The organism is Brevundimonas sp. (genome assembly GCF_036659295.1).
Lineage (GTDB): Bacteria > Pseudomonadota > Alphaproteobacteria > Caulobacterales > Caulobacteraceae > Brevundimonas.
Map to the genome: position 1 here is coordinate 15,626 of NZ_JAVXCU010000005.1, position 20,916 is coordinate 36,541.

General features: G+C 61.2%; 24 protein-coding genes. 15 read left to right on the top strand and 9 right to left on the bottom strand.

Going from position 1 to position 20,916, the window contains the following annotated elements; translation table 11 throughout:
* The first annotated feature begins 155 nt into the window (after positions 1 to 155).
* A complete protein-coding gene (locus RSB01_RS01975) occupies positions 156 to 3,131 on the top strand; it encodes a hypothetical protein (RefSeq protein WP_332625014.1) in 2,976 nt (991 codons plus the stop codon).
* A gap of 141 nt (positions 3,132 to 3,272) precedes the next feature.
* Here the strand turns inward: RSB01_RS01975 and RSB01_RS01980 are convergent, their stop codons facing one another.
* The 3 genes from RSB01_RS01980 to RSB01_RS01990 all read right to left on the bottom strand — a co-directional run bounded on the left by RSB01_RS01980 (position 3,273) and on the right by RSB01_RS01990 (position 4,820).
* Positions 3,273 to 3,551 (bottom strand): HU family DNA-binding protein, encoded by a 279-nt coding sequence (locus tag RSB01_RS01980; RefSeq protein ID WP_167179016.1) that lies wholly within the window; start codon positions 3,549 to 3,551, stop codon positions 3,273 to 3,275.
* Between the two features lie 116 nt (positions 3,552 to 3,667).
* On the bottom strand, positions 3,668 to 4,441 hold the full coding sequence (fliP, locus tag RSB01_RS01985) for a flagellar type III secretion system pore protein FliP (protein ID WP_332625027.1): 774 nt from the start codon (positions 4,439 to 4,441) through the stop codon (positions 3,668 to 3,670).
* A gap of 49 nt (positions 4,442 to 4,490) precedes the next feature.
* The gene (locus RSB01_RS01990) at positions 4,491 to 4,820 is read right to left on the bottom strand and encodes a flagellar biosynthetic protein FliO (RefSeq protein WP_332591728.1); all 330 of its coding nucleotides are present in this window, start codon (positions 4,818 to 4,820) and stop codon (positions 4,491 to 4,493) included.
* 185 nt (positions 4,821 to 5,005) lie between these two features.
* Here RSB01_RS01990 and RSB01_RS01995 point away from each other — a divergent pair, with 185 nt between their 5' ends.
* Genes RSB01_RS01995 through RSB01_RS02005 form a run of 3 tightly spaced genes read left to right on the top strand, consistent with a single transcriptional unit; the run spans position 5,006 to position 6,190 of the window.
* Positions 5,006 to 5,413: a flagellar basal body protein gene (locus tag RSB01_RS01995; protein WP_332591727.1), complete on the top strand. Its 408-nt coding sequence runs from the start codon at positions 5,006 to 5,008 to the stop codon at positions 5,411 to 5,413.
* Between the two features lie 16 nt (positions 5,414 to 5,429).
* Positions 5,430 to 5,864 carry a flagellar basal body rod protein FlgC gene (gene flgC, locus RSB01_RS02000; protein ID WP_243862983.1) on the top strand — a complete coding sequence of 145 codons (435 nt, stop codon included), beginning with the start codon at positions 5,430 to 5,432 and terminating at the stop codon, positions 5,862 to 5,864.
* Positions 5,865 to 5,878: 14 nt separating this feature from the next.
* Positions 5,879 to 6,190, top strand: coding sequence for a flagellar hook-basal body complex protein FliE (locus RSB01_RS02005; protein WP_332591726.1), 312 nt, complete (start codon positions 5,879 to 5,881; stop codon positions 6,188 to 6,190).
* 119 nt (positions 6,191 to 6,309) lie between these two features.
* Here the strand turns inward: RSB01_RS02005 and folE are convergent, their stop codons facing one another.
* On the bottom strand, positions 6,310 to 6,897 hold the full coding sequence (gene folE, locus RSB01_RS02010; RefSeq protein WP_332591725.1) for a GTP cyclohydrolase I FolE: 588 nt from the start codon (positions 6,895 to 6,897) through the stop codon (positions 6,310 to 6,312).
* Between the two features lie 167 nt (positions 6,898 to 7,064).
* On the opposite strand from folE, the gene fliQ reads away from it, so the two are divergent.
* From fliQ to RSB01_RS02065, 11 genes are all read left to right on the top strand, one after another.
* Positions 7,065 to 7,331: a flagellar biosynthesis protein FliQ gene (fliQ, locus tag RSB01_RS02015; RefSeq protein ID WP_332591724.1), complete on the top strand. Its 267-nt coding sequence runs from the start codon at positions 7,065 to 7,067 to the stop codon at positions 7,329 to 7,331.
* Positions 7,332 to 7,338: 7 nt separating this feature from the next.
* The gene (fliR, locus tag RSB01_RS02020) at positions 7,339 to 8,109 is read left to right on the top strand and encodes a flagellar biosynthetic protein FliR (RefSeq protein ID WP_332591723.1); all 771 of its coding nucleotides are present in this window, start codon (positions 7,339 to 7,341) and stop codon (positions 8,107 to 8,109) included.
* Positions 8,102 to 9,181 carry a flagellar biosynthesis protein FlhB gene (gene flhB / locus RSB01_RS02025; RefSeq protein WP_332625016.1) on the top strand — a complete coding sequence of 360 codons (1,080 nt, stop codon included), beginning with the start codon at positions 8,102 to 8,104 and terminating at the stop codon, positions 9,179 to 9,181. Before fliR ends, flhB begins: the two co-directional genes overlap by 8 nt.
* Positions 9,182 to 9,299: 118 nt before the next feature.
* The gene (locus RSB01_RS02030) at positions 9,300 to 11,372 is read left to right on the top strand and encodes an ATP-binding protein (RefSeq protein ID WP_332625017.1); all 2,073 of its coding nucleotides are present in this window, start codon (positions 9,300 to 9,302) and stop codon (positions 11,370 to 11,372) included.
* A gap of 158 nt (positions 11,373 to 11,530) precedes the next feature.
* Positions 11,531 to 12,142 carry a superoxide dismutase gene (locus tag RSB01_RS02035; RefSeq protein WP_332591873.1) on the top strand — a complete coding sequence of 204 codons (612 nt, stop codon included), beginning with the start codon at positions 11,531 to 11,533 and terminating at the stop codon, positions 12,140 to 12,142.
* Positions 12,143 to 12,302: 160 nt separating this feature from the next.
* Complete coding sequence (locus RSB01_RS02040) at positions 12,303 to 14,654, top strand: EAL domain-containing protein (protein WP_332625018.1); 2,352 nt, start codon at positions 12,303 to 12,305, stop codon at positions 14,652 to 14,654.
* Positions 14,655 to 14,776: 122 nt separating this feature from the next.
* The gene (locus tag RSB01_RS02045) at positions 14,777 to 15,367 is read left to right on the top strand and encodes a DUF2239 family protein (RefSeq protein ID WP_332590793.1); all 591 of its coding nucleotides are present in this window, start codon (positions 14,777 to 14,779) and stop codon (positions 15,365 to 15,367) included.
* A gap of 151 nt (positions 15,368 to 15,518) precedes the next feature.
* A complete protein-coding gene (rpsD, locus tag RSB01_RS02050) occupies positions 15,519 to 16,136 on the top strand; it encodes a 30S ribosomal protein S4 (RefSeq protein WP_332590792.1) in 618 nt (205 codons plus the stop codon).
* A gap of 150 nt (positions 16,137 to 16,286) precedes the next feature.
* Entirely contained in the window at positions 16,287 to 16,709 is a 423-nt protein-coding gene (locus RSB01_RS02055; RefSeq protein WP_332590791.1) for a hypothetical protein, read from the top strand.
* A 121-nt stretch (positions 16,710 to 16,830) separates the two neighbouring features.
* Complete coding sequence (locus RSB01_RS02060; protein WP_332590790.1) at positions 16,831 to 16,971, top strand: hypothetical protein; 141 nt, start codon at positions 16,831 to 16,833, stop codon at positions 16,969 to 16,971.
* Between the two features lies 1 nt (position 16,972).
* Entirely contained in the window at positions 16,973 to 17,353 is a 381-nt protein-coding gene (locus RSB01_RS02065) for a hypothetical protein (protein ID WP_332590789.1), read from the top strand.
* A 3-nt stretch (positions 17,354 to 17,356) separates the two neighbouring features.
* On the opposite strand, the gene RSB01_RS02070 is transcribed toward RSB01_RS02065, so the two are convergent.
* From RSB01_RS02070 to RSB01_RS02090, 5 genes are all read right to left on the bottom strand, one after another.
* Positions 17,357 to 17,782 (bottom strand): acyl-CoA thioesterase, encoded by a 426-nt coding sequence (locus RSB01_RS02070; protein ID WP_332590788.1) that lies wholly within the window; start codon positions 17,780 to 17,782, stop codon positions 17,357 to 17,359.
* A 4-nt stretch (positions 17,783 to 17,786) separates the two neighbouring features.
* Positions 17,787 to 18,134 carry a Grx4 family monothiol glutaredoxin gene (grxD, locus tag RSB01_RS02075; protein ID WP_167179052.1) on the bottom strand — a complete coding sequence of 116 codons (348 nt, stop codon included), beginning with the start codon at positions 18,132 to 18,134 and terminating at the stop codon, positions 17,787 to 17,789.
* Between the two features lie 81 nt (positions 18,135 to 18,215).
* On the bottom strand, positions 18,216 to 19,445 hold the full coding sequence (locus tag RSB01_RS02080; RefSeq protein ID WP_332590787.1) for a hypothetical protein: 1,230 nt from the start codon (positions 19,443 to 19,445) through the stop codon (positions 18,216 to 18,218).
* 122 nt (positions 19,446 to 19,567) lie between these two features.
* Positions 19,568 to 19,924 carry a hypothetical protein gene (locus RSB01_RS02085; protein ID WP_332590786.1) on the bottom strand — a complete coding sequence of 119 codons (357 nt, stop codon included), beginning with the start codon at positions 19,922 to 19,924 and terminating at the stop codon, positions 19,568 to 19,570.
* Between the two features lie 73 nt (positions 19,925 to 19,997).
* Entirely contained in the window at positions 19,998 to 20,915 is a 918-nt protein-coding gene (locus tag RSB01_RS02090; protein ID WP_332590785.1) for a LysR family transcriptional regulator, read from the bottom strand.
* Position 20,916: the final 1 nt, after the last annotated feature.

A 20,916-nucleotide genomic window follows, 5' to 3' on the forward strand; every position in this document is an offset into this window, starting at 1 on the left:
AGAAGCTTCCTTGGACCGGCACCCGAATGGCACCTTATAAAGACCAAGGGTCTATGTCGGATTTTCCTTAAAGGGTTTCAAGCGGTCGTTTTGTCCAACCAAGCTTAACCGGCGTTAACGACGAGGAAAGCGGTTTGGGGCGACAATGGCGTAATATGTCCGGGGCAAATGTCACCAAGCGTGTGTTGAAATCCTCTGTAGCGGTCGCCGCTGCGGGGGTTTTGGTGTTTGTGCCGCTGGATGCGTCGCTGGAAACGTCGTCGGCTTTTGCCCAGTCGGGCACCCGCACGGGCGAAACAACTGCGCGACGCAGCAGTGATCCGATCGATATTCGCATCGGCGCCAATCCGGCCTTTACGCGTATCGAGTTCGCCGGTGTCATTGGCCGTCGTGCGCGGGTGCGTCAGGATGGCCGACAGATCATAGTGCGTCTGGCCTCGACCGCTGCGCCTGACATCAGCCGCCTTCGCGTTGATCCGCCCAAGGGGGTGACCAAGGTGGAAACCCGTGCGGTTACGGGTGGCACCGAACTGGTCCTGACCTTGAGCGAAGGCGCAGAGGCCGGAACCGGAGCGGCCGATGGTGCCGTATGGCTGAATATTCGCCCCCAAGGCGCGCTGGCGACGAGTGCGGACGGCGCACAGGCCGCCGCCAATGTGCGTGTGCCGGTGGCGGTCAGCCGCGAGAATGGCCGCACAACTTTGAATTTTGCGTGGTCGTCACCTGTAGCGGCGGCGGTGTTCCGGCGCGGCAATGCGGTCTGGGCGGTGTTCGACACGAAGGGCCGCATGGAGATCAAGACCGGCGAAGGGGACGGCGTGCGCTGGGCCTCGGGACCGGACTATACGGTGGTGCGCATTGATGCCGCTGCCGGACAACAGGTTTCGGCCCGTACCGAAGGTTCCAGTTGGATCGTATCGCTGGGCTCCGGCACGGCGGGCGAAACGGTCGAGATTGTTCGCGACGACGAGATTAAGGCCAGTCTGGCAGCGCAGATGGCAGGGGCCAGACGCACGATCTGGCTGACCGACCCGATGAGCGGCGACCGCATGGCGGTGGTGCCTGCGCTGGGGCCGGTCAAAGGCGTCCAAATCGGTCGCCGGTCAGTCGATGCCCATATCCTGCCAACGGCGCAGGGCGTAGCGGTCGAAGCCTTTGCCGATGATGTCACGGTTGAAACCACGCCAGACCGTGTGGTCATCAGCCGTCGCGGCGGCTTAAAGCTGTCCTCGCCGGATGTGGCCTTGTCGGCGGCGGCGATGCCGATGATCGATGCGCCCAAGGCGGCCAGATATCCTTCGCTGATCCAGACCCAGTGGGGCCAGACCGGTACGATGGGCTTTGCCGCCCGCCATCGCGAGCTACAGACTGCCGCCACCGAAGAAATGGCGCGCGCCACCGAGGATCCGAAAACTGGCACCCATGCCCGCATGGCCTATGCGCGTTTTCTGGTCGGCTCGGGCCTGCATTACGAGGCCATCGGCCTGCTTAATGCCCTGATCGAACAGACGCCGGGTATGCTAGGCGTGGCCGAGGTGCGCGGCTTGCGCGGTGCGGCGCGGGCCTCGATAGGCCGTCTGGCCGAGGCGGAAACCGACTTTACGTCCGGCGCTTTGGCGGGCGATCCGGCAGCGCGCATCTGGCAGGGCTATATTGCCAGCCAGCAGAGCGACTGGGCCACAGCGCGGCGCATGTTCTCGGCTGGTGCCAGCGCGGTTGATACCTTCCCCGCTGAATGGCGCGCCCGTTTTGCTACCGCCCATGCGCTGGCCGCGCTGGAAACCGCTGACAAACAAGGTCCCAAAGAGCTGCTGGACTATGTGTTCGCACTTCCTGCGGTTCCTGCGCCCGACCGTCTGGCGGCACGACTGGTCCAAGCCAAGCTGCTGGAGCAGGAAGGCCAGAAGGATCGCGCACTGGCCATCTATAAGGCCGCTTCGCACGCAGGGATGCAGGACATTGCCACCACGGCCAAGCTGGGCGCGGTGCGCCTGTCGCTGGGCAAGGGGACGATGACCGCCGATCAGGCCGCGCGTGAGTTAGAGCAGCTGAAATGGCGCTGGCGCGGTGACGGTGTGGAACTGGCCGTCATCCAGTCTTTGGGCGAGCTTTACCTGTCGCAAGGGCGTTATCGCGAAGCCCTGACGACGCTGAAAACCCCCGGTGCGCGTATCGCCAACCTGCCGGGCGGAAGCAAACTTCAGGCCGATCTGGACCGTGCCTTCCGTGCCCTGTTCCTTGAAGGTGCAGCCGATGGCTTGCAGCCGGTACAGGCATTGGCGCTGTTCTTCGATTTTCGCGAACTGACGCCGGTCGGCGCCGATGGCGACGAGATGGTGCGACGTCTGGCGCGGCGTCTGATCGATGTCGATTTGCTGGATCAGGCTGCTGAACTGTTGAAATATCAGGCCGAGAACCGACTGGACGGCGTGGCTAAGGCGCAGGTCTCGGCCAATCTGGCGGCAGTCTTGCTGATGAACCGCCAGCCGGAACCGGCGCTACAGGCCTTGTGGTCCTCGCGCAGCACCCTGCTGCCGGTCGCGGTGGCCACCGAGCGTCGGGCCTTGGAGGCGCGCGCCCTGATGGAACTGGGCCGCTATGACCATGCGCTCGAGATTCTGGGCCGTGATAATGGCGCGGCGGCCCGTCAGGTGCGGGCCGAGATTCTGTGGAAGCAGCAACAGTGGGGCGGTGCGGCCACGCTGTACGAGCAGGCACTGGGCGAGCGTTGGCGCGATACGGTCATTCCGCTGACCGCCAGCGAGGAAACACAGGTGATCCGCGCGGGCGTCGGCTATTCGCTGGCCAATAATGCCGCTGCGGTGACCCGCCTGTCACAGCGCTTTAGCGGTTTTGCCCAAGGGGCGCGCTCGCCCGGGGCCATGCGGATCGCTTTGGCAGGTCTGGACGGGCAGGGCAGTGGCGGGGTCGAGAACTTCTCGAACCTGACGGCACAGGCCGATGCCTATGCGGGCTGGATTTCCCAGACCAAGGCCACGTTCCGCGAGCAGACGGCGTCACAGGCGGCTCCGGCCAGTGCGCCGGTGCCTGCGCGTGCCGAACCGGCGGCGGCACCTGCTGCGGCGCCCGCTGCAACTGCGGCAGCAGCACCCGCTGCGACCAAGCGATAAACCTAGAGATTACGGATCGGGTGGGGCCCCTTGGGGCAGCATCACAGCGGCAATGGCTCTGGCTGTGGCATCGGCCCGCTTAGCGCGTGACCGGAATGAAGAACGGCGGCTCCGCAGGGAGCCGCCGTTTCCAGATCAGGATTAGCTGTTCACAGCGTCCTTGAGCGGCTTCGACACGCGGAAGCGCACAGCCTTCGAGGCCGGGATCTTGATGGTCGCGCCGGTGGCCGGGTTGCGGCCTTCGCGCTCGGCGCGCTCGGCGGTGTCGAACACGCCCAGGTTCGAGATGCGTACGTCACCACCAGCCTTGAGCGACTTGTGGATGTTCTCGACGATCGCGGTCAGCACCTTGCCGGCGTCTGCCTGCGAAACACCTGCGTCCTTGGCGACGGCGGCGATCAGTTCGGCTTGAGTGGTCATAAGGGTTGTTTCCCAGAGTGGTCGCCCGTGAACATAGGGCGGAGATGATGGATCAACGACGGTTTGGGGCGATTTGGCAAGCCCCGACAAGCCGCAAAATCAATGACAGTGGGGATTTATCCCCCGCCAGCTGCTCTTTGGAAGCTTTCAACGAGGCTTCCGGCGACCAAACGCCAGCCATCGACCAGTACGAAAAAGATCAGCTTGAACGGTAGGGATACAACCACAGGGGGAAGCATCATCATACCCATGGACATGAGCACGCTGGCGACCACCAGATCGATCACAAGGAACGGAACGAAAAGGAGAAATCCGATTTCGAACGCCTTCTTGAGTTCACTGATCATAAAGGCCGGAGTGACCACCCTCAGAGGCAGTTCCTGTATGTCCGTAGGGGCCTCTATTTTCGACAGTCGTGTGAACAGGGCGAGGTCGCCACGATCCACCTGAGCCAGCATGAAGGTTTTTACCGGTTCAGAGGCTGCATCGAAGGCCTGAGGCAGCTCCATCTGCTGGTCCATGAGGGGGCGGACCCCCGAATCATAGGCGTCCTGCCATGTCGGAGCCATGACGATGGCCGACAAAAACAGCGCCAGAGACACCAGCACCGCATTGGGCGGAGACTGTTGCAGACCAAGGGCGGTACGCAGCAGAGACAGCACCACAACGATGCGCACAAAGCTGGTGGTCATGATGACAATGGACGGGGCCAGAGACAGCACCGTCATCAGGGCGACGAGCTGGACTACCCGTTCGGACAGTCCGGCACCGGTGCCAAGATCGATATTGATGGCCGACTGGGCCAAGGCTGCGACGGGCCATGCCACACAGGCCAGTGTGGCGAGCAACGACAACAGGGCGGCGCGTTTCAGCTCGGCCTTGTTGGGCATGCCGAAAATGGCAGAGCGATTAACGGTAGGGCGCTTAATTTCAGGGTGCCTAGAAGCGGTCATAGCCGGTCCCCCGATGTGCCGTGTCGCTTTCGGCCGGTTTGCTTTGAACCGGACCGCGCGGTTCGATCAGTTCGCGGCCCTCGCCCAACAGGATCAGGCGCTCTTCCTGATCGACGCGAACCAGAACCAGACGGCGCGACGGATCGAGAATCAGGGTTTCGATGACCTTCAGACGTCGCTCCCTGCGCTCGCCCTGGGTTTGCAGGCGGGCCATCAGATCGGGCGCATAGCGGCGGACCGCATAGGCGGCCAGACCGATCAGGCCCAGCGTGATGGCGAGGCCAAAAATGGCCCTCAGCAGGTCAATCCAGTTCATCGCCAGTTCTTCGAATGTCTGTGGGCCACGGCTTGCACCGCACGGGCGCATTGCATGTGCGCGCCCTTGTTAAGGCGAAGGTTTCAACTAACGTGGTTAACACCGCTTTAAGATATAGAAGCTATTAACCCTGTAGGCGGCAAATTCTGCCGATCTCGTTTCCGATTCCGCTTTTGGGAGGGGCCATGTCCGTAACCGACCTGTCGCTTCTGAACCAGATCAAGGGCCGTCTCGGCTGGCTGGATGACCGTCAGCGCGTGATCGCGCAGAACGTCGCCAACTCCGATACGCCGGGTTATGGCGCGCGTGACCTGAAGGTCCCGACCGATTTCGCCGCCGCGATGAACAAGGACCGCAATGTGCGGGTGATGACCACGCATGCGGCCCACATCGCACCGGCAGGACAGCCCCTGCGCTTTGACGTGAACCGTGCCCCAGACAGCGAGACAACGCTGGATGGCAACTCGGTGGTGGTCGAAGAACAGATGCTGAAAATGGCCGAAAGCCGCGCCGCCTATGACGCGGCCATCGGCTTTTATCAAAAATCCATGCAGATGATCCGCCTTGCTGCCCGCAAGCCGGGTGCTGGCTGATTGCGAGGACTGAATCATGGCTGATCCGATCAATGGTCGCCCCGCGACCGCACGCAATCCGGCCATGGGCGTGGCGGCAAGCGCCCTTCGCGCCCAACAGTCGCGCATGCGCGTGATTGCCGAGAACATCGCCAATGCCAATTCGACTGCGCCTGTGGCCGGTGGTGATCCCTATCGTCGCCAGATGCCGGTGTTTCAGGCGCGTGATCTGAATGGCGCGACGGGTGTGGTTCTGGCCGATGTGCGTACCGATCAGAGCGCCTTCAAGCTGGACTATGATCCGTCGCATCCGGCCGCCAATGCCGAAGGCTATGTGCAGCGCCCGAACGTGGACACTCTGGTCGAGGCCATGGACATGCGCGAGGCGCAGCGCGCCTATGAGGCCAACCTCAATGTCATCGAGACGGCGCGCGCGATGGAATCGCGCACCCTCGACATCATCAAACGCTAAGGCAGGAATAGGCCATGAATCCGATGATGGCGGCACGCCTGTATTCGACGGTCCAGAGCGGAGCCATGCCGTCCTCGCCGACGCCGCAGGCTAATCCCGCCGCCGAAGGGCCGGGGTTTGCCGACATGCTGAAATCGGTGGTCAGCCAGACCGCCGAGCAGACGCGCGGTGCCGAAATGCAGATGGCCCAGAATGTTCAGGGACAGGGCAGCCTGATCGACGTGGTGACGTCTATCAGTGCCGCCGAGGCTTCGCTGGAAACCGTTCTGGCGGTGCGCGATCAGGTGATTTCCGCCTATAAGGAAATCATGGCCATGCCGATTTAGCGGCTTTTTTGTTTAGCCGCGCTCGTCGGCCCTTCGGGACCTCCCGACCCGACGCGGCGTGGAAATAAAAAAGGGCGGCTCCGGTGGGAGCCGCCCTTTTTACTATTCTGTCTGAAAGATCAGTTGCGTACGAGGCGCATGAATTCTTCGCGGGTGCGAGCATCCTCGCGCACAGTGCCGAGCAGGCACGAAGTGATGAGGGTGGAGTTGGGCAGGTTCACACCGCGCATCGTCATGCACGAATGCTCGGCCTCGATCACCACACCGACGCCGTGCGGTTGCAGCACGTCCATAATGGTGTTGGCGATTTCCGCCGTCATTTTTTCCTGAATCTGCAGGCGGCGGCCAAAGCCCTGAACCACGCGGGCCAGCTTGGAGATGCCCACGACGCGGTTGGTCGGCAGATAGGCCACATGGGCGCGGCCGATGACCGGCAGCATGTGGTGTTCGCAGTGCGAAACGAAACGGATGTCCTTCAGGACAACCAGTTCGTCATAACCGCCGACCTCTTCAAAGGTGCGCTCCAGATATTCGCGCGGGTCGGAATGATAGCCCTGAAACAGCTCGCGATAGGATTTGGTCACGCGCTTGGGCGTGTCCAGCAGGCCTTCGCGGTCGGGGTTGTCGCCCGCCCAGCGGATCAGGGTGCGAACGGCGGCTTCGGCCTCTTCCTGAGAGACGCTTTGGGAATGATCGTGGTCACACATGACTGCCTTGTAGGACAGGCAATCGCTTTTGGGGAGAGGCGATAGGCCTCCATTCGTCACAGGACCGTTTCTGTAGTGGTCTTGCGGGCCAAATCAGGTTTTGATCTGTGAGGTTATCAAGTCGTTAACCATAGTGTCGGCATTTTCTGCCCAGTGAAGCGGAGCGGTTGATGAGCGGCGCAGAAGTTCTGGATATTGGACGTGATGCCCTTTGGCTGACGATCCAGCTTTGCCTGCCTGCGCTGGTGGTGGCTCTGGTCGTGGGTGTGGCGATTGGCTTGTTTCAGGCCCTGACCCAGATTCAGGAACAGACGCTGGTTTATGCGCCTAAAATCATTGCCATTTTTATCTCGCTTCTGCTGTTCCTGCCATTGATGGGCGCGCTGCTGGGGGCGTTCATGCGCGATATCGCGGCGCGGATCTCGGGCATCTAGGTCCGGCATGGAGCCTTACGTCACCGTTGATCAGGTCTGGGCTGGCGGGCTTTTGTTTGCCCGTCTCGGGGCGATCATCATGCTGCTGCCCGGTATTGGCGAGGCCTATGTTCCGGCGCGGATCAGGCTGTCACTGGCCTTGTTGCTGGGCATGGCGCTTTATCCGGTGGTGGGCCACACGCTTCCGGCCTTGCCGCCGACGACGGGGGGCATGGTTGACTGGATCTTGCGCGAGGTTGCTACGGGCTTGGCAATCGGGGCGATTTTGCGCCTTTTCACATCGGCCCTGATGACGGCGGGCGAGATCGTCTCGATGCAGACGACGCTGGGTTTCTCCCAGACCGCCAACCCCATGCAGGCAGCCCCCGGATCGACCCTATCGGCATTCCTGGTGCTGTTGGGGGTGACGCTGATCTTTGCAACGGATACGCACCACCTGTTTATCGGGGCCATGGTTGGCTCTTACGAGATGATTGCGCCGGCCAAGCCTCTGGTGGCGGCCGATTTTTCGGAAATCGCCGTGCGCACCATGAGCCAGAGCTTCCTGCTGGGCGTACAGTTGGCGGCTCCTGTTCTGGTGTTTGCTCTGGTCTTTAATCTGGCATCGGGTCTGGTGGCGCGGGTGATGCCGTCGTTTCAGGTCTATTTTGCTGCGGCACCGCTCAGTGTGCTTCTGGGCCTGTCGGTGTTTGCTTTGAGTCTTGGCGTATTGGGGACGGTCTTTATCGACCGCTATCGTGCCCTGATCCGTGTGTTCATGGGAGGCGCGCTTGGCTGAAGACGCCGACCAGGACTCCAAGACAGAAGAGGCCAGCCCCCGAAAACTTATGGATGCGCGCAACAAGGGTGACTTTGCGCGCTCCCCCGATGTTGCCACTACGATGTCTCTGGCCGGTGCGGCAGCGGTGCTTTTGCTGGGCGGTGCCTATTTCAGCCAGCAGATGGCGGCGGACCTGTTGCCCTATATTGCCCGCCCGCATTCGATGCTGGGCGGACTGGAAGCCGGAGCCGGTGTCGAGATCGGCCTGCATGCCCTGACCACGGCGGCACCGTTCCTGTTGGCCCTGATGCTGGCCGTGATCGTGGGCAGTGTGTTTGGCAATGTGGCCCAGTCGCAGGGCTTTATCCTGACGACAGAGAAGCTGAAGCCTAAACTGTCCAGCCTCAGCCCGCTAAGTGGTTTCAAGCGCATCTTCGGGCCCGATGGTCTGGTCCAGTTCCTCAAGACCTTTATCAAGCTGGTGATCATCGGCGTGGTCTGCTGGATGGTGTTGAAGCCCCATGTCCGCGAGTTGGAAAACCTTGCGGCGATGAGCCCGATGGCCATCCTGCCGTTTGCGATGGATATCTGTATCCGCCTGTTTATCGCGTCGCTGATTTTCCTCAGCTTCACGGCAGGGGCTGACTATATCTGGCAGCGTATCCGCTTTGCCAAACGCATGCGGATGACCAAGCAGGAATCCAAGGACGACTTCAAACAGTCCGAAGGCGATCCGCACGTCAAAGCCAAGCTGCGCCAGCTTCGTATGCAGCGCAGTCGCCAGCGTATGATGCAGGCGGTACCGACAGCCACGGTCATCGTTACCAACCCGACCCACTATTCGGTGGCGTTGCGCTACAATCCCGATGACGGCGATCCGGCACCGATTTGCGTGGCCAAGGGCGTGGATGCGGTCGCCTTGCGTATCCGCGAGGTGGCCAAGGAGCACGATGTGGCTATCGTCGAGAATGTGCCGCTGGCCCGTGCGCTCTATGCGACGGTCGAGGTGGATGAAATCATTCCGCGCGAACATTTCGAGGCTGCGGCCAAGATTATCGGCTTCGTCATGCAGGGACGTAAACGTCGCTAGACGAGGCATTTCAGCTGTCGGCAGCGGGTGTCTTTATCGTGTCCCGCAACGAGACAGGATAGAGTTAAGTTTCGTTCTTTAGGCTAGGCCTCGAATGATTCGCTGAAGGCGACGCGAGATGACTGTTTCCACACCGCAGGACCGACTCCTTAACAAGGCAGGGCGCAGGCCGCGTCTGGACCTGTGGCTGTTGTTGATGGCGGTTGGCTTTGCGTTGTTGATCGCGGCGATTGCCTTTCCGGCCTTCCGCATCAATGCGTGGGGCGCGCCCAGCCTGATGCTGGTGCTGACGGCGGGGATTATTGCCACCATCGGCCTGCTGGTCTTTGGCCGTGGCGAGGCGAGGCGCCCGCTGGGCGATACCGCCGTGGATATGCTGGATGCGATGGCGGAACCGGCGGCGCTGGTTTGGGAATCCGGTCAGGTGCTGGCCTATAATGCGGCATGGGCCGAGGAGAATGGCGATCTGATCCACCTGCCGCGTGGCAAGTCGGGGCGGGCGCTGTACATGGCCTTTGCGCAGGCGCGCGAAGGCGATCAGGGCCGTGCCATTGTCCAGATCGGCGAGCGCGAAAAAGAGGTACTGATCGGTCTGGCCGGACAGGGACGTTTTCTGGTGCGGGCCGCACCCGATGCCGTCCTGCCGATTTCACCGGAGCCGCGCCAGAGTTCGCCTGTGGCGACAGCTTCGGGCGAGGCGCGGGCCATGGCCGCAGGGGCCCCGTTTGGTTCGGGCGTGATTGCGGGCGATGACCTGTTTGCCGGTCGGGTGACGGATGCCAATGCGGCGCTGTCGCTGTTGACCGGCCCTGCGGCGTCGGGCGATGCCGCCTTTGGCCACCTGTTTGATGTAGGCGGTCTGGTCGAGGCGCGCGCCAAGCTGGAAGCCGGTTCGTCCGGCCCGATCGAGCTGGTGGCGCGGGCCCATCCTGATCGCAGTCTACACCTTTATGTGGCCCCCGAAGGCGAGGCTCGCCGCGTCTGGCTGTTTGATGTGACAGGCCAGAAGTCGATGGAGCTGCAACTGTCGCAAGCCCAGAAGATGCAGGCTGTCGGCCAGCTTGCGGGCGGTGTGGCGCACGACTTCAACAACCTTCTGACCGCTATTCAGCTACAGTTGTCGGGCCTGCTGGAGCGCCATTCGGTTGGTGATCCGTCCTATGAGGGCCTGAACGAAATCCGTCAGACGGCTATCCGTGCCGCCGATCTGGTGCGCAAGCTGCTGGCCTTCTCACGCAAGTCCACTGTGCGCCGCGAGCGTCTGGACCTTGGCGAACTGGTGGGCGAGTTCGCTGTCCTGCTGCGCCGTCTGTTGCGTGAGGATGTGCGTCTGGAAACCGATTACGGACGCGACCTGCCGCTGGTGCTGGCGGACAAGAGCCAGTTGGAGACGGCGGTGATGAACCTTGCCGTCAATGCCCGCGATGCCATGCGCGGGGTTGTGGAACCGGGGGCGGGGGTGGTGACTATCCGCACCCGTCAACTGAGCCAGCATGAAGCGCGTGAACTGGGCTGGCGCGATGCCCCCGAAAGTGTGGCCCTGATCGAGGTGGCCGATACCGGCCCCGGTGTGCCGGTCGAACTTCTGGACAAGATTTTCGAGCCCTTCTTTACCACCAAGGCGGTCAATGAAGGCACTGGCATGGGTCTGGCGACCGTTTACGGCATCGTCCAGCAGGCGGGCGGGCATATCAATGTCAGCAATATAGAGGGCGCAGGGGCGGCCTTCCGCATCTTCCTGCCTGCGGCCTCGGCCGAGGAACTGGTCGAGGTTCCGGTGGTCGAGAAGGTGGTCAAGGCCCCGCGCGACCTGTCAGGGGCTGGCCGCATTCTGTTCGTCGAGGACGAGGCGGCGGTACGCGGCATTGCGGCGCGCCTGTTGCGCCAACGCGGCTATGAGGTGATCGAGGCTGCCGATGGCGAGGAAGCTCTGGTTCTGGCCGAAGAATGGGCGGGCCAGATCGATATGCTGATCTCGGATGTCATCATGCCGGGGCTGGACGGGCCGTCGCTGCTACGCAAGGCGCGCCAGTATATTGGCGATGTGCCGGTGCTGTTTATCTCGGGCTATGCCGAGAGCGATTTCTCGGACCTGCTCCAGGACGAAATCGGGGTCAGCTTCCTGCCTAAGCCGCTGGATATCAAATCCCTGGCCGAGCGCGTGAAGCAGGAACTGCACGCCGAAACCTGATCGCGCCAATTGAAATCAACGCGGATTTGCGTGTGGACGTTCCTCCGTGCGGAAAAATCGACGAAATAAGCGCTAATTCAACAAACGGGCTTGGGTTCAGGATTTGCGGCCTTAGATAGAGGTCAGGAATCAGAACTCACGCTGCAAGGAGCTTTCTCATGGCCTTCACACTTCCGCCGCTGCCGTACGCCCATGACGGTCTGGAGCCGGTCATCGACGCCAACACGATGTCCTTCCACTACGACAAGCACCACCAGACCTATGTCGACAACCTGAACAAGGCCGTTGAAACCGCAGGTGTTGCCGGTCAGTCGTACGAAGAACTGTTCGCCAAGATGTCGACCCTGCCGGTTGCCGTGCGCAACAACTCCGGTGGCGTCTGGAACCACACCTTCTTCTGGAACGGTATGGCTCCGGTAGGTCAGGGCGGCGAGCCGTCGGCCGAGCTGGTTGCAGCGATCGACGCCGATCTGGGCGGCATGGAAGCCTTCAAGGAAGCCTTCAACAATGCCGGTCTGGGCCGTTTCGGTTCGGGCTGGGCATGGCTGATCGTACAGGACGGCAAGCTCAAGATCGTCTCGACGCCGAACCAGGACAACCCGCTGATGGACATCGCAGAAGACAAGGGCGCACCGCTGCTGGTCGCCGACGTCTGGGAGCATGCCTATTACCTGCAGTACCAGAACCGTCGCGCCGAGTTCCTGAAGGCCTTCTGGACCATCGTGAACTGGAACAAGGTCAATGAACTGTATGCAGCCGCCAAGGCCTGATTATAGGCTGGCGCAAGCATTGCGTTTGCATTGATTAGACAAAGGGCCGGGATTTCCCGGCCCTTTTTTAATTATAAATGCCTCGTTAACCCTAGCTGTTCGTCGATCGGTCAGATCAGCCCCGCTAGGAGTGCGGCGTGATTGTAACCTGAGGCGTAGAATGCGCGTTGTAACGTGTTTGGTGGAAGACCACAGTCTTCTGCTCGTGGGACTGGCTGCGGTTGTGTGTGTGATCGGGTCGGTCATCACCATGAATCTGTTCAAAAAGATGCGTTCGAGCCGGGGTGTGAGCCATGTGACATGGCTGTTCATGGGCGGCGCGGCCGGTGGTGCCTCGATCTGGTGCACGCATTTTATCGCCATGCTGGCCTGGCGACCGGAAGTCATCAGCACCTATGAGCCAGTTTTAACGGCGACATCGCTGGCGGTTGCGATTGTAGGTTGTGCCATTGCCATGATGGTGGGGGCCTCCAAATACGAAACGGCCCCGCTGTTGGGCGGAACGATCTTCGGCATCAGTGTTTCGGCCATGCACTATACGGGCATGCTGGGACTGCGGACCCATGCGGTCCTGTATTTTGACTCCATCTATGTGGTCGTCTCGATCCTGTTGGCAGCCGTGCTGGGCATGGGGGCCTATATCCTCGCTGCCAATACGGGCCTGCGCCGCCGGATGATGTGGTCCAGTATTGTGATGGTGCTGGCCATAGTCAGTCTGCACTTTACCGGCATGGCGGCCGTCGTGGTCGTGCCGATTGGTGGCGTTCCAAGCTATGAAGGTGTCAATGATACCCTGATGGCGTTTGGCGTGGCCGGTGTCGCCCTGTTGCTGCTGGGATCGGCTCTGGCCTCCTATGTCTTGCAGGAGCAGACGCAAGGTCGCGAGCGCCGCCGCCTGAAGGCCCTGCTTGAGAGCAGCGTCGATGGCATGGTCGTCGAAGGCCCCAACGGCATCATGATGTTCAATCAGGCCTTTGCCGATCTGAGCGGCCTGACAGACGATGCGCTGCGTCTCTCCAGTATCAGTCGCTGGATTGAGGACGCCCAGTCCATGTCGGACCAGACGGTGGTGCAAAGCCAGATGCGGTCCGACCATGGCGAGATGATCCCTGTTGAGGTCGCCGTGCGTGTCGATCATGGCGATGACGGAGAAGGCCTTCGCCTGTTCTCGGTGCGCGATCTGCGCCGTCGTCTGGAGCAGGAGCGCCGTATCTCGTTCCTTGCGCGTAATGACAGCCTGACCGGCCTGCCCAACCGCGCCTCCTTCCTCGAAAAGCTGGAACGGATGGCGCAGTTACATCCGCATACGCCCGGCTTTGCCTTGCTGGCGATTGATCTGGACCGCTTCAAGGAGGTCAATGACCTGTATGGCCACGGTGTCGGTGACCAGTTGCTGGTCCATATTGCAGGCCAGATGAAAGAGGTGATCCTGAACGGCGAGTTTGTGGCCCGTTTGGGAGGTGACGAGTTTGTCGCCATCATGCCTCTGGTTGATGCTTCGCGACTGCGCGAGGAAGCCCAAGCCGGTGCGGTCCGGCTGCGCGATGCCATGGTTCTGCCCATGATGGGCGAGCACACCGAAATGAGTTGCGGCGCGTCCATCGGTGTCGCCCTGTGGCCGCAGGATGCGGACGAGACATCGGTCCTGATTAATAATGCAGATCTGGCCATGTATCGGGCCAAGGGCTCGCCGGGCGAGGATATTTGCTTTTACGAAAAGGCTATGGACGAGGCAGTGCGTCAGCGCCGCCGCGTCACGCAGGGCCTGCGCGATGCGCTCGAAAACGAAGAGTTCGAGCTTTATTACCAGCCTCAGGTTTCGGTCGATAATAACGAGATCACAGGATACGAGGCGCTTCTACGCTGGCGCCAGAAGGATGGCAGCTTTATCTCGCCCGCCGACTTTATTCCGGTGGCCGAGGATACCGGTCTGATCCTGCCGATCGGGGAGTGGGTGCTGCGCCGTGCCTGTGAAGAAGCCAAGCACTGGGAAAAAACCCTGCGACTGGCCGTGAATCTTTCGCCGGTGCAGTGGGGGCATACGGACTTGCCGCGTCTGGTGCATCAGGTTCTGATCGATACGGGGTTCCCCCCGTCGCGTCTGGAGCTGGAAATCACGGAAACGGCCATGATTACCGATATGGCCCGATCGACCTTTATCCTGCGCCAGTTGAAGGCGCTGGGCGTAACCATTGCCATGGATGACTTCGGGACCGGCTATTCGTCGCTCTCGACCCTGCGGGCCTTCCCGTTCGACAAGATCAAGCTGGATCGGGCTTTTATGGGCGAACTGGAAGATAACTCCCAGTCGCGGGCCATTATTCGTGCGGTGCTTACGCTGGGGGAAAGCCTGAACATTCCGGTTCTGGCCGAGGGCGTGGAAACCGTCGACCAGTTGAACTTCCTGCGCGAGCAGGGCTGTGACGAGGTTCAGGGCTATCTGCTGGGGCGGCCGAACCGCAGGGCGCTGCCACTGGTGCCGTATGACGCAGTGCTTGCCGAGGCGAGCTAGATTTTAAAAGGGGCCAGTTATCTGGCCCCTTTTTCGTTGGCGAAGAGCGCTATGCGGGTGGTGGGCGCTTATTTTTATCCGGATGATTTACAACTTTAAATTTTACCCGTATAAAAATATACATGACCCAGACAAACACCCCATCCCCTGTTGCGGCCTTTGCCGGATCGACCCTGATTGCGGCCGGTCCTCTGGCGCAGGTCGCTGTGCAGGTTTACGCGCAGCAGGCCGCAGATCGCCCTGTTCTGGTCTTTAGCGATGAGACGGGCCGTGTGATCGACCTAGACTTGCGCGGGACGCCAGAAGACGTGGCGCGGCACTATGCCGTCGCAAACGACGTGCAGGAGGCCGCTCCCAAAGGACGCGGGCGACCCAAGCTGGGTGTCGTTCCGCGCGAAATCACCTTGTTGCCCAGACACTGGGAATGGCTGTCCAGCCAGCAGGGCGGCGCATCGCAAACGCTGCGGCGTCTGGTGGACGAGGCACGCAAGGCGGATGGCGGGCGCACCCAAACCAAGGCGGCACAGGAGCGAACCTATCGTTTCGTGACCGCTGTGGCCGGAGATCTGCCCGATTACGAGGAGGCGGTACGGGCCTTGTTCGCGTCGGATATGACCGCGCTTGAGCAGCACATGGCAGCCTGGCCCGCCGATGTCCGGCAATATGCCCTGCGCCTGCTGGGCGACAGGAGCGAGAACGACCGCAAAGATTGACTCTGCGGGGCATCGGGGCGATAAGCGCGCCCTTCACATCTCGGGTTTGCGCCCGAGGTGGGTTTATACACGGACGATGCGTGAACCGCCGTTGAGATAGTCTTTCCAATTGGGGAGGGACCGGGCCGCGTCACAGTTGAAAGATGACACTATGTCCAAGCGTCATAGCGCCAAGTACAAAATCGATCGTGCCATGGGTGAAAACCTGTGGGGCCGCGCCAAGTCGCCGGTCAACAAGCGTTCGTACGGCCCGGGCCAGCACGGCCAGCGTCGTAAGTCGAAGGTTTCGGACTTCGGTCTGCAACTGAAGGCCAAGCAAAAGCTCAAGGGCTACTACGGCAACATCACTGAGAAGCAATTCGCAGCGACCTACGCCGAAGCAGACCGCCGCAAGGGCAACACTTCGGAAAACCTTATCGGCCTGCTGGAATCGCGCCTGGACGCTATCGTCTACCGCGCTAAATTCGTGCCGACCGTTTGGGCTGCCCGTCAGTTCGTCTCGCACGGCCACGTCACCGTCAACGGCAAGAAGGTCGATATCGCTTCTTACCGCGTGAAGACCGGCGACGTTGTCGAGATCAAAGAAAAGTCGCGCAACATGGCTCTGGTGCTTGAAGCACTGCAGTCGGGCGAGCGGGATGTTCCGGATTACCTGGATCAAGGCGATCGCGGTTTCTCGGTACGCTACGTACGCGTTCCGGAACTGGCTGACGTTCCGTATCCGGTTAAGATGGAACCGAACCTGATCGTCGAATACTACTCGTCGTAAGGTTGGTATTGTCCGCTTTGCGGGCAATCATCGGATCGAAAGGGGCCTCGTCTCGACGGGGCCTCTTTTATTTTAGAGAACACTGTTTCCATTGCGCGCGAAGCGGGGCATGTTTCGTGCGGGGAACGGCCTAGAGGTCAGGAGGGTGAAATGAACATGTTTGAAGCCCGCCCGACTTTAAAAGCCGGTCAAAGAGCACTGCTGCTGTCCGGCATATTGATGCTGGCGGCGGGGTGTGTATCCAATACCTCGGCACCGCCCATGCTGACCTCTACGCAGCCGGGTGTGCTGGAGCCGGTCTATGCGGCCGCTGTTGCCGGCGATGTGGCTGTTGTGCGGGTGGCCAGCAATGGTTGCACCACCAAGGCCGACCTGCATCCCTATCTGGCGCGCGAAGGCGACGTTACGGTTATGACCGTGCGTCGTGTCGGCAATGATAATTGCCAAAGCCCGCCCGAAGACGGTCTGGAGCTTTACTGGACCTTCGAGGAACTGGGCGTACCTGCCGGAACTCTGGTGAGCGTCAGTAATCCGTTCCCGAATCGAGCCGACGATTCCGAAACCGGCCAATAGGCTCGCCGCTATGCCATGCGTGGCGCGGCATAAGTCTGACCAAAAATTCACGTGATCCGTGAAGGCGATACGACGATAAAGCTGCACCTTTATTGTTTTACCGCCTCATCGGAGAAGCTGCATGCGCCGTCTTGTTATCGGGTTTGTTACTCTGGCCATCACGGCACCCCTGCTGTCGGGCTGCATCATCATTGCCACCGACAAGCCGACCACCCGTGTCATTCATTCCAGCGCGCCTGCCTCTTCGGGCGATAATAACTGATATGCGCGCGCTGGCAGTTACCGTGCTGGGTATAGCCTCTGTGGCCCTGTCGGGCTGCGTTATCCTGGCAAACGATGAGTCCGAGAGCACGCGCATCATGACGATGGAGCAGGCCAAGGCGACGACAGATTATGCGCCGCTGCGCAGCTTCAATGCCGATGGCCGTCAGGTTCAGGCCAAGGTGTGGACGACCTGCGCGGGCAATGGTGATTTTGATGTGGCACTGGTGGACCAGACCTACAGCCACAGCCTGACCATCCGTCAGAGAGCCGAGGCGCAATGTCAGGGCGAGGCGCGTGAACTGTCGCTCAACTGGACCTATGACGTGCTGGGCCTGAAGGCAGGCGAGCGCATTGTCGTAGAGAACCAGATCGTTCTTTAGGGCTTAACGAGAAAACGGGGCGATCATATCCGCAGGTATGCGGTGGGGTCGCAAGGTGCTGGAATCGACCAGACACCATTCGGAGATGCCCTGGGCGCAGACGCGGCCCTCGGCATCCTCGATCCGCACATAGCGCGCAAAGCGGGGCCCTTGCGGATCACCGACCCATGTGCGGGCGACGATACCGGTCGCATCCGGCTGGATCGGGCGCAGATAATCGATTTCGTGACGCAGGGCGACCCATGACCATTTGGTGCGGGTGTCCTCGTCGAAGCGGGCGTTCCAGTGGGCTGTGCCAACATCCTGCAGCCAGCCCACATAGACGACATTATTGACGTGCTCGTTCTCGTCGATGTGCTCTGGACGGATGTCCAGAGGCACTACGAAGACCTCGCGATCGGTGCGCGGTTCGAGAACGGGACGGGCCAAGGGCTTAGTCCTCGGCCGGGCCGATGCCTTTTTCGGCCATCAGAGCTTGCAGTTCACCGGCATTGAACATTTCGCGCATGATGTCCGAACCGCCCACGAACTCGCCCTTGACGTAGAGCTGCGGGATGGTCGGCCAGTCGGAATAGTTCTTGATGCCTTCGCGCAGGGCTTCGGATTGCAGCACGTCGACACCGACAAAGGCCACGCCGATGTGGTCCAGAATCTGTACAGCCAGACCCGAGAAGCCGCAGCGTGGCGAATCCGGTGTGCCCTTCATGAACAGGACGACATCGTGATCCTTGACGGCGGAATCGAGGAAGGCGTTGACGGGGTCAGCAGTTTGTTCGGTCACTTCAGGCACCTAGTAAGACTTGAATGTCAGCTAGGCACCCAATGTGGCGCGGTCAAGGTGAGTGGGCTGAATAACTGCCGATCAGACCTTTTTGACCGACATCATCAGGGCGCGGGCGCGTGCGGCCAGAGAAGGCGCACCGGCAAGCATGGCAGCGTCGGCGGCTTCGTACAGGGCCATACCCAGATCCTGTGTCGGATAGGACAGGTGCCCCGCCAGAACCAGCGACAGTCTGGCCATGGATATCTGGTCGCTGGCCCAGTCAATGGCCGTGGCTTCGTCCATCGAGCGTGACAGGCGACGGCGCAGGGTCATTTCCATCTTGGTCATGGCCAGCATGTCACTGGCGGTCTGGGCCTCTTCCAGAGCATGGGCCATGGTGCGCTCGCGGATCAGGGCCCCCAGTATCAGGCCCGGCTGGTCGGTCAGCTTCTGAGCCTGATCCAGCAGACGGCTATCGGCCTGACCGCGTTCGGCCTTGAGCAGGTGGATGGTGGCCCAGTCCAGAGGGCTGTGTTCGGGGGTAAATTGGTCGGCGGCAGCCTCGAACAGGCTGCTGGCCTGCTGGTGGGCATCATTGTCACCGGCAATGGTGGCAAGGGCGGCCATGCCTGTGCCGCACAGGGCCAGTGCCCGCGCGCGGCTGACAGGGCGTTCGTCGGGTGTGGCGTTTTCCACCAAAAGCCGCAGCTCGCGACCGGCGCGGTCGAGCAGGCTGGCATTACGGGTCAGCAAGCCCGCTTCGAGAGAAAGGGCCGCACGATCCAGCTGCAGGTCTTCGCCAATTGTGGTGTCGTCAGGCTTGAGAAGCTGCATCACCTCGGTCAGGCGATTGGCGGTATCGGCCATGCGTTCGGCATCGCAGGCCAGACGGGCCTGGCGGGCATGTAGCCGCACTTTTAAGGCTTCGATCTCGGCACGGGTTTCGGTCCGGCGGGCATCGGGCAGATGGCCCAGACTGTCCAGCAGGCCCGACAGGCGGTGCGGTGCGCCATAAAGGTCAAAGGCCAGCATCGAGGTGTGGCCGACATCTATGGCTGCACGGATGGTCTGGTCATCGTTCAGCGCCGAGCGGGCGGCGTCGCGTCCGGCCTGTTCGGCCCGCTGCAAGCTTTCGGGATCACCCGAACGGCGGGCATGTTCGCGCCACAGGGCCGCGGCCCGCATCCATCCCTCATAGGGGCGAGGGCAAGATATGCGACCCGCATCTGTGGACTGGTTACGCGCTTCGGACTCGACCAAATCCAGGCCGACAAGCTCCAGCCAGCCAAGATCCTGGCTGTCGCGGGCCTTTTCGAAAAGGCGTCTCAAATCTCTTCCAAACTCGAACATAGGTCCGCTGTCCCGGATTGGGATCATGGATCGATCCCGTCACTGCCCAAGCAAACGCAGCGCCAAGATTAAGGTTCGATATGAAATAACGCCGTTATTTCCTAGTTAAGGGAAGGGGCTGATTTAATGCAGGATTCAAGGCGTTCGGTGATGCGTGAATCCCGCTGGCTTAGATCGCGTACAGAGCGAATCCGAGCATTGGTCATATCCCGCTCGGTCTGGATCGGCGGGCGGCCCGAAGCCTGACCCAACTGGATGGTGGTCAGCGACCAGTAAAGCGCGGCATCGAACAGGCGACGTCCGCGTGCCGATTCATTGCCTTCGAGTTCGGAGCCAGCCTGTGTGACACCGGCGCACAGCACCGCATCCCCGTATGACACAACAAGCGGTGTCGCAGGCGTGGAGGCGGTCTGGATGGTCGCAACCATCGTCGCCAATGCCAGGGGGAAACTCAACATATCTTCTCCGGACCGGAACAACCCGAACCTGACATCAGCAAATCACGTCTGGCAGGCGGAAGAAAGCCCCGCTTCACAGGTATTCTGGGGTATGCGGATGGCAATCGGATGGCAGGGCCTCTTGGCGCAGCCAGTGCAGAAAACTGCGCTGGGCGCGTGAAGGCTCGGTGCCTGTGAGGCTGATCCCGATGCCGCCTGCATCCGGTGCAAAGCCGTAAGGGGCGACCAATTGCCCGCGAGAAATGGCATCGGCGCATAATATCAATGGCAGGACTGCCGCGCCCCAGTCGGCCAGTACAGCATCCAGCACAAAATGCAGATGGGCCAGACTACGCGGTGCGCTGGGGGATGATGGCAACTGAACCCCGCTTAAATGTTCCCAGTCGGCCCAACTGGAGGTCTGGGTGCGCGAGATCAGGCGCGGGGACTGCACCAGTGCGGCGCGGGCGTTGGTTCCGGCGCGACCGGTCGAGATAACGGGGCCGATGGCATTGGGGGCGATACGTTCCACCCCTGCGCTCTCAAGCTCAGATGCCTTCATCAGACGGATGACGGCATCGGCCCCCCTGTGCGTTTCGGCATGGGGGGACAGTTCGATCAGATGGATGTGGATGTGCGGATACAACTGGTGAAAGCGGGCCAGTCGCGGGATCAGCCATTTAACCGACAGGCTGGCATGGACCGCCACCGACAACTCGTCGCTTTGCCCGCGCGCATGGGTGACGGCAGCCGAGATGCGGTCAAAGGCGGGATGCAGCTCGGTTGCCAGTGCTGCGCCTTTCTCGGTCAGCCGCAAGGCGTGTTTGGGGCCGTCAAACAGGCGAAGGCCCAGTTGTTGTTCCAATGACTTGACCTGTCGGCTGACGGCGCTGTGGGTCACATGCAGTTCGGCCGCCGCCGCTGTGGCGCTGCCTGTACGCGCCATGGCCTCGAAGGCCCGCAAGGCAGTCAGCGAGATTTGCGAAGTCGAGCCTGTGAGGTTTTGGAACATG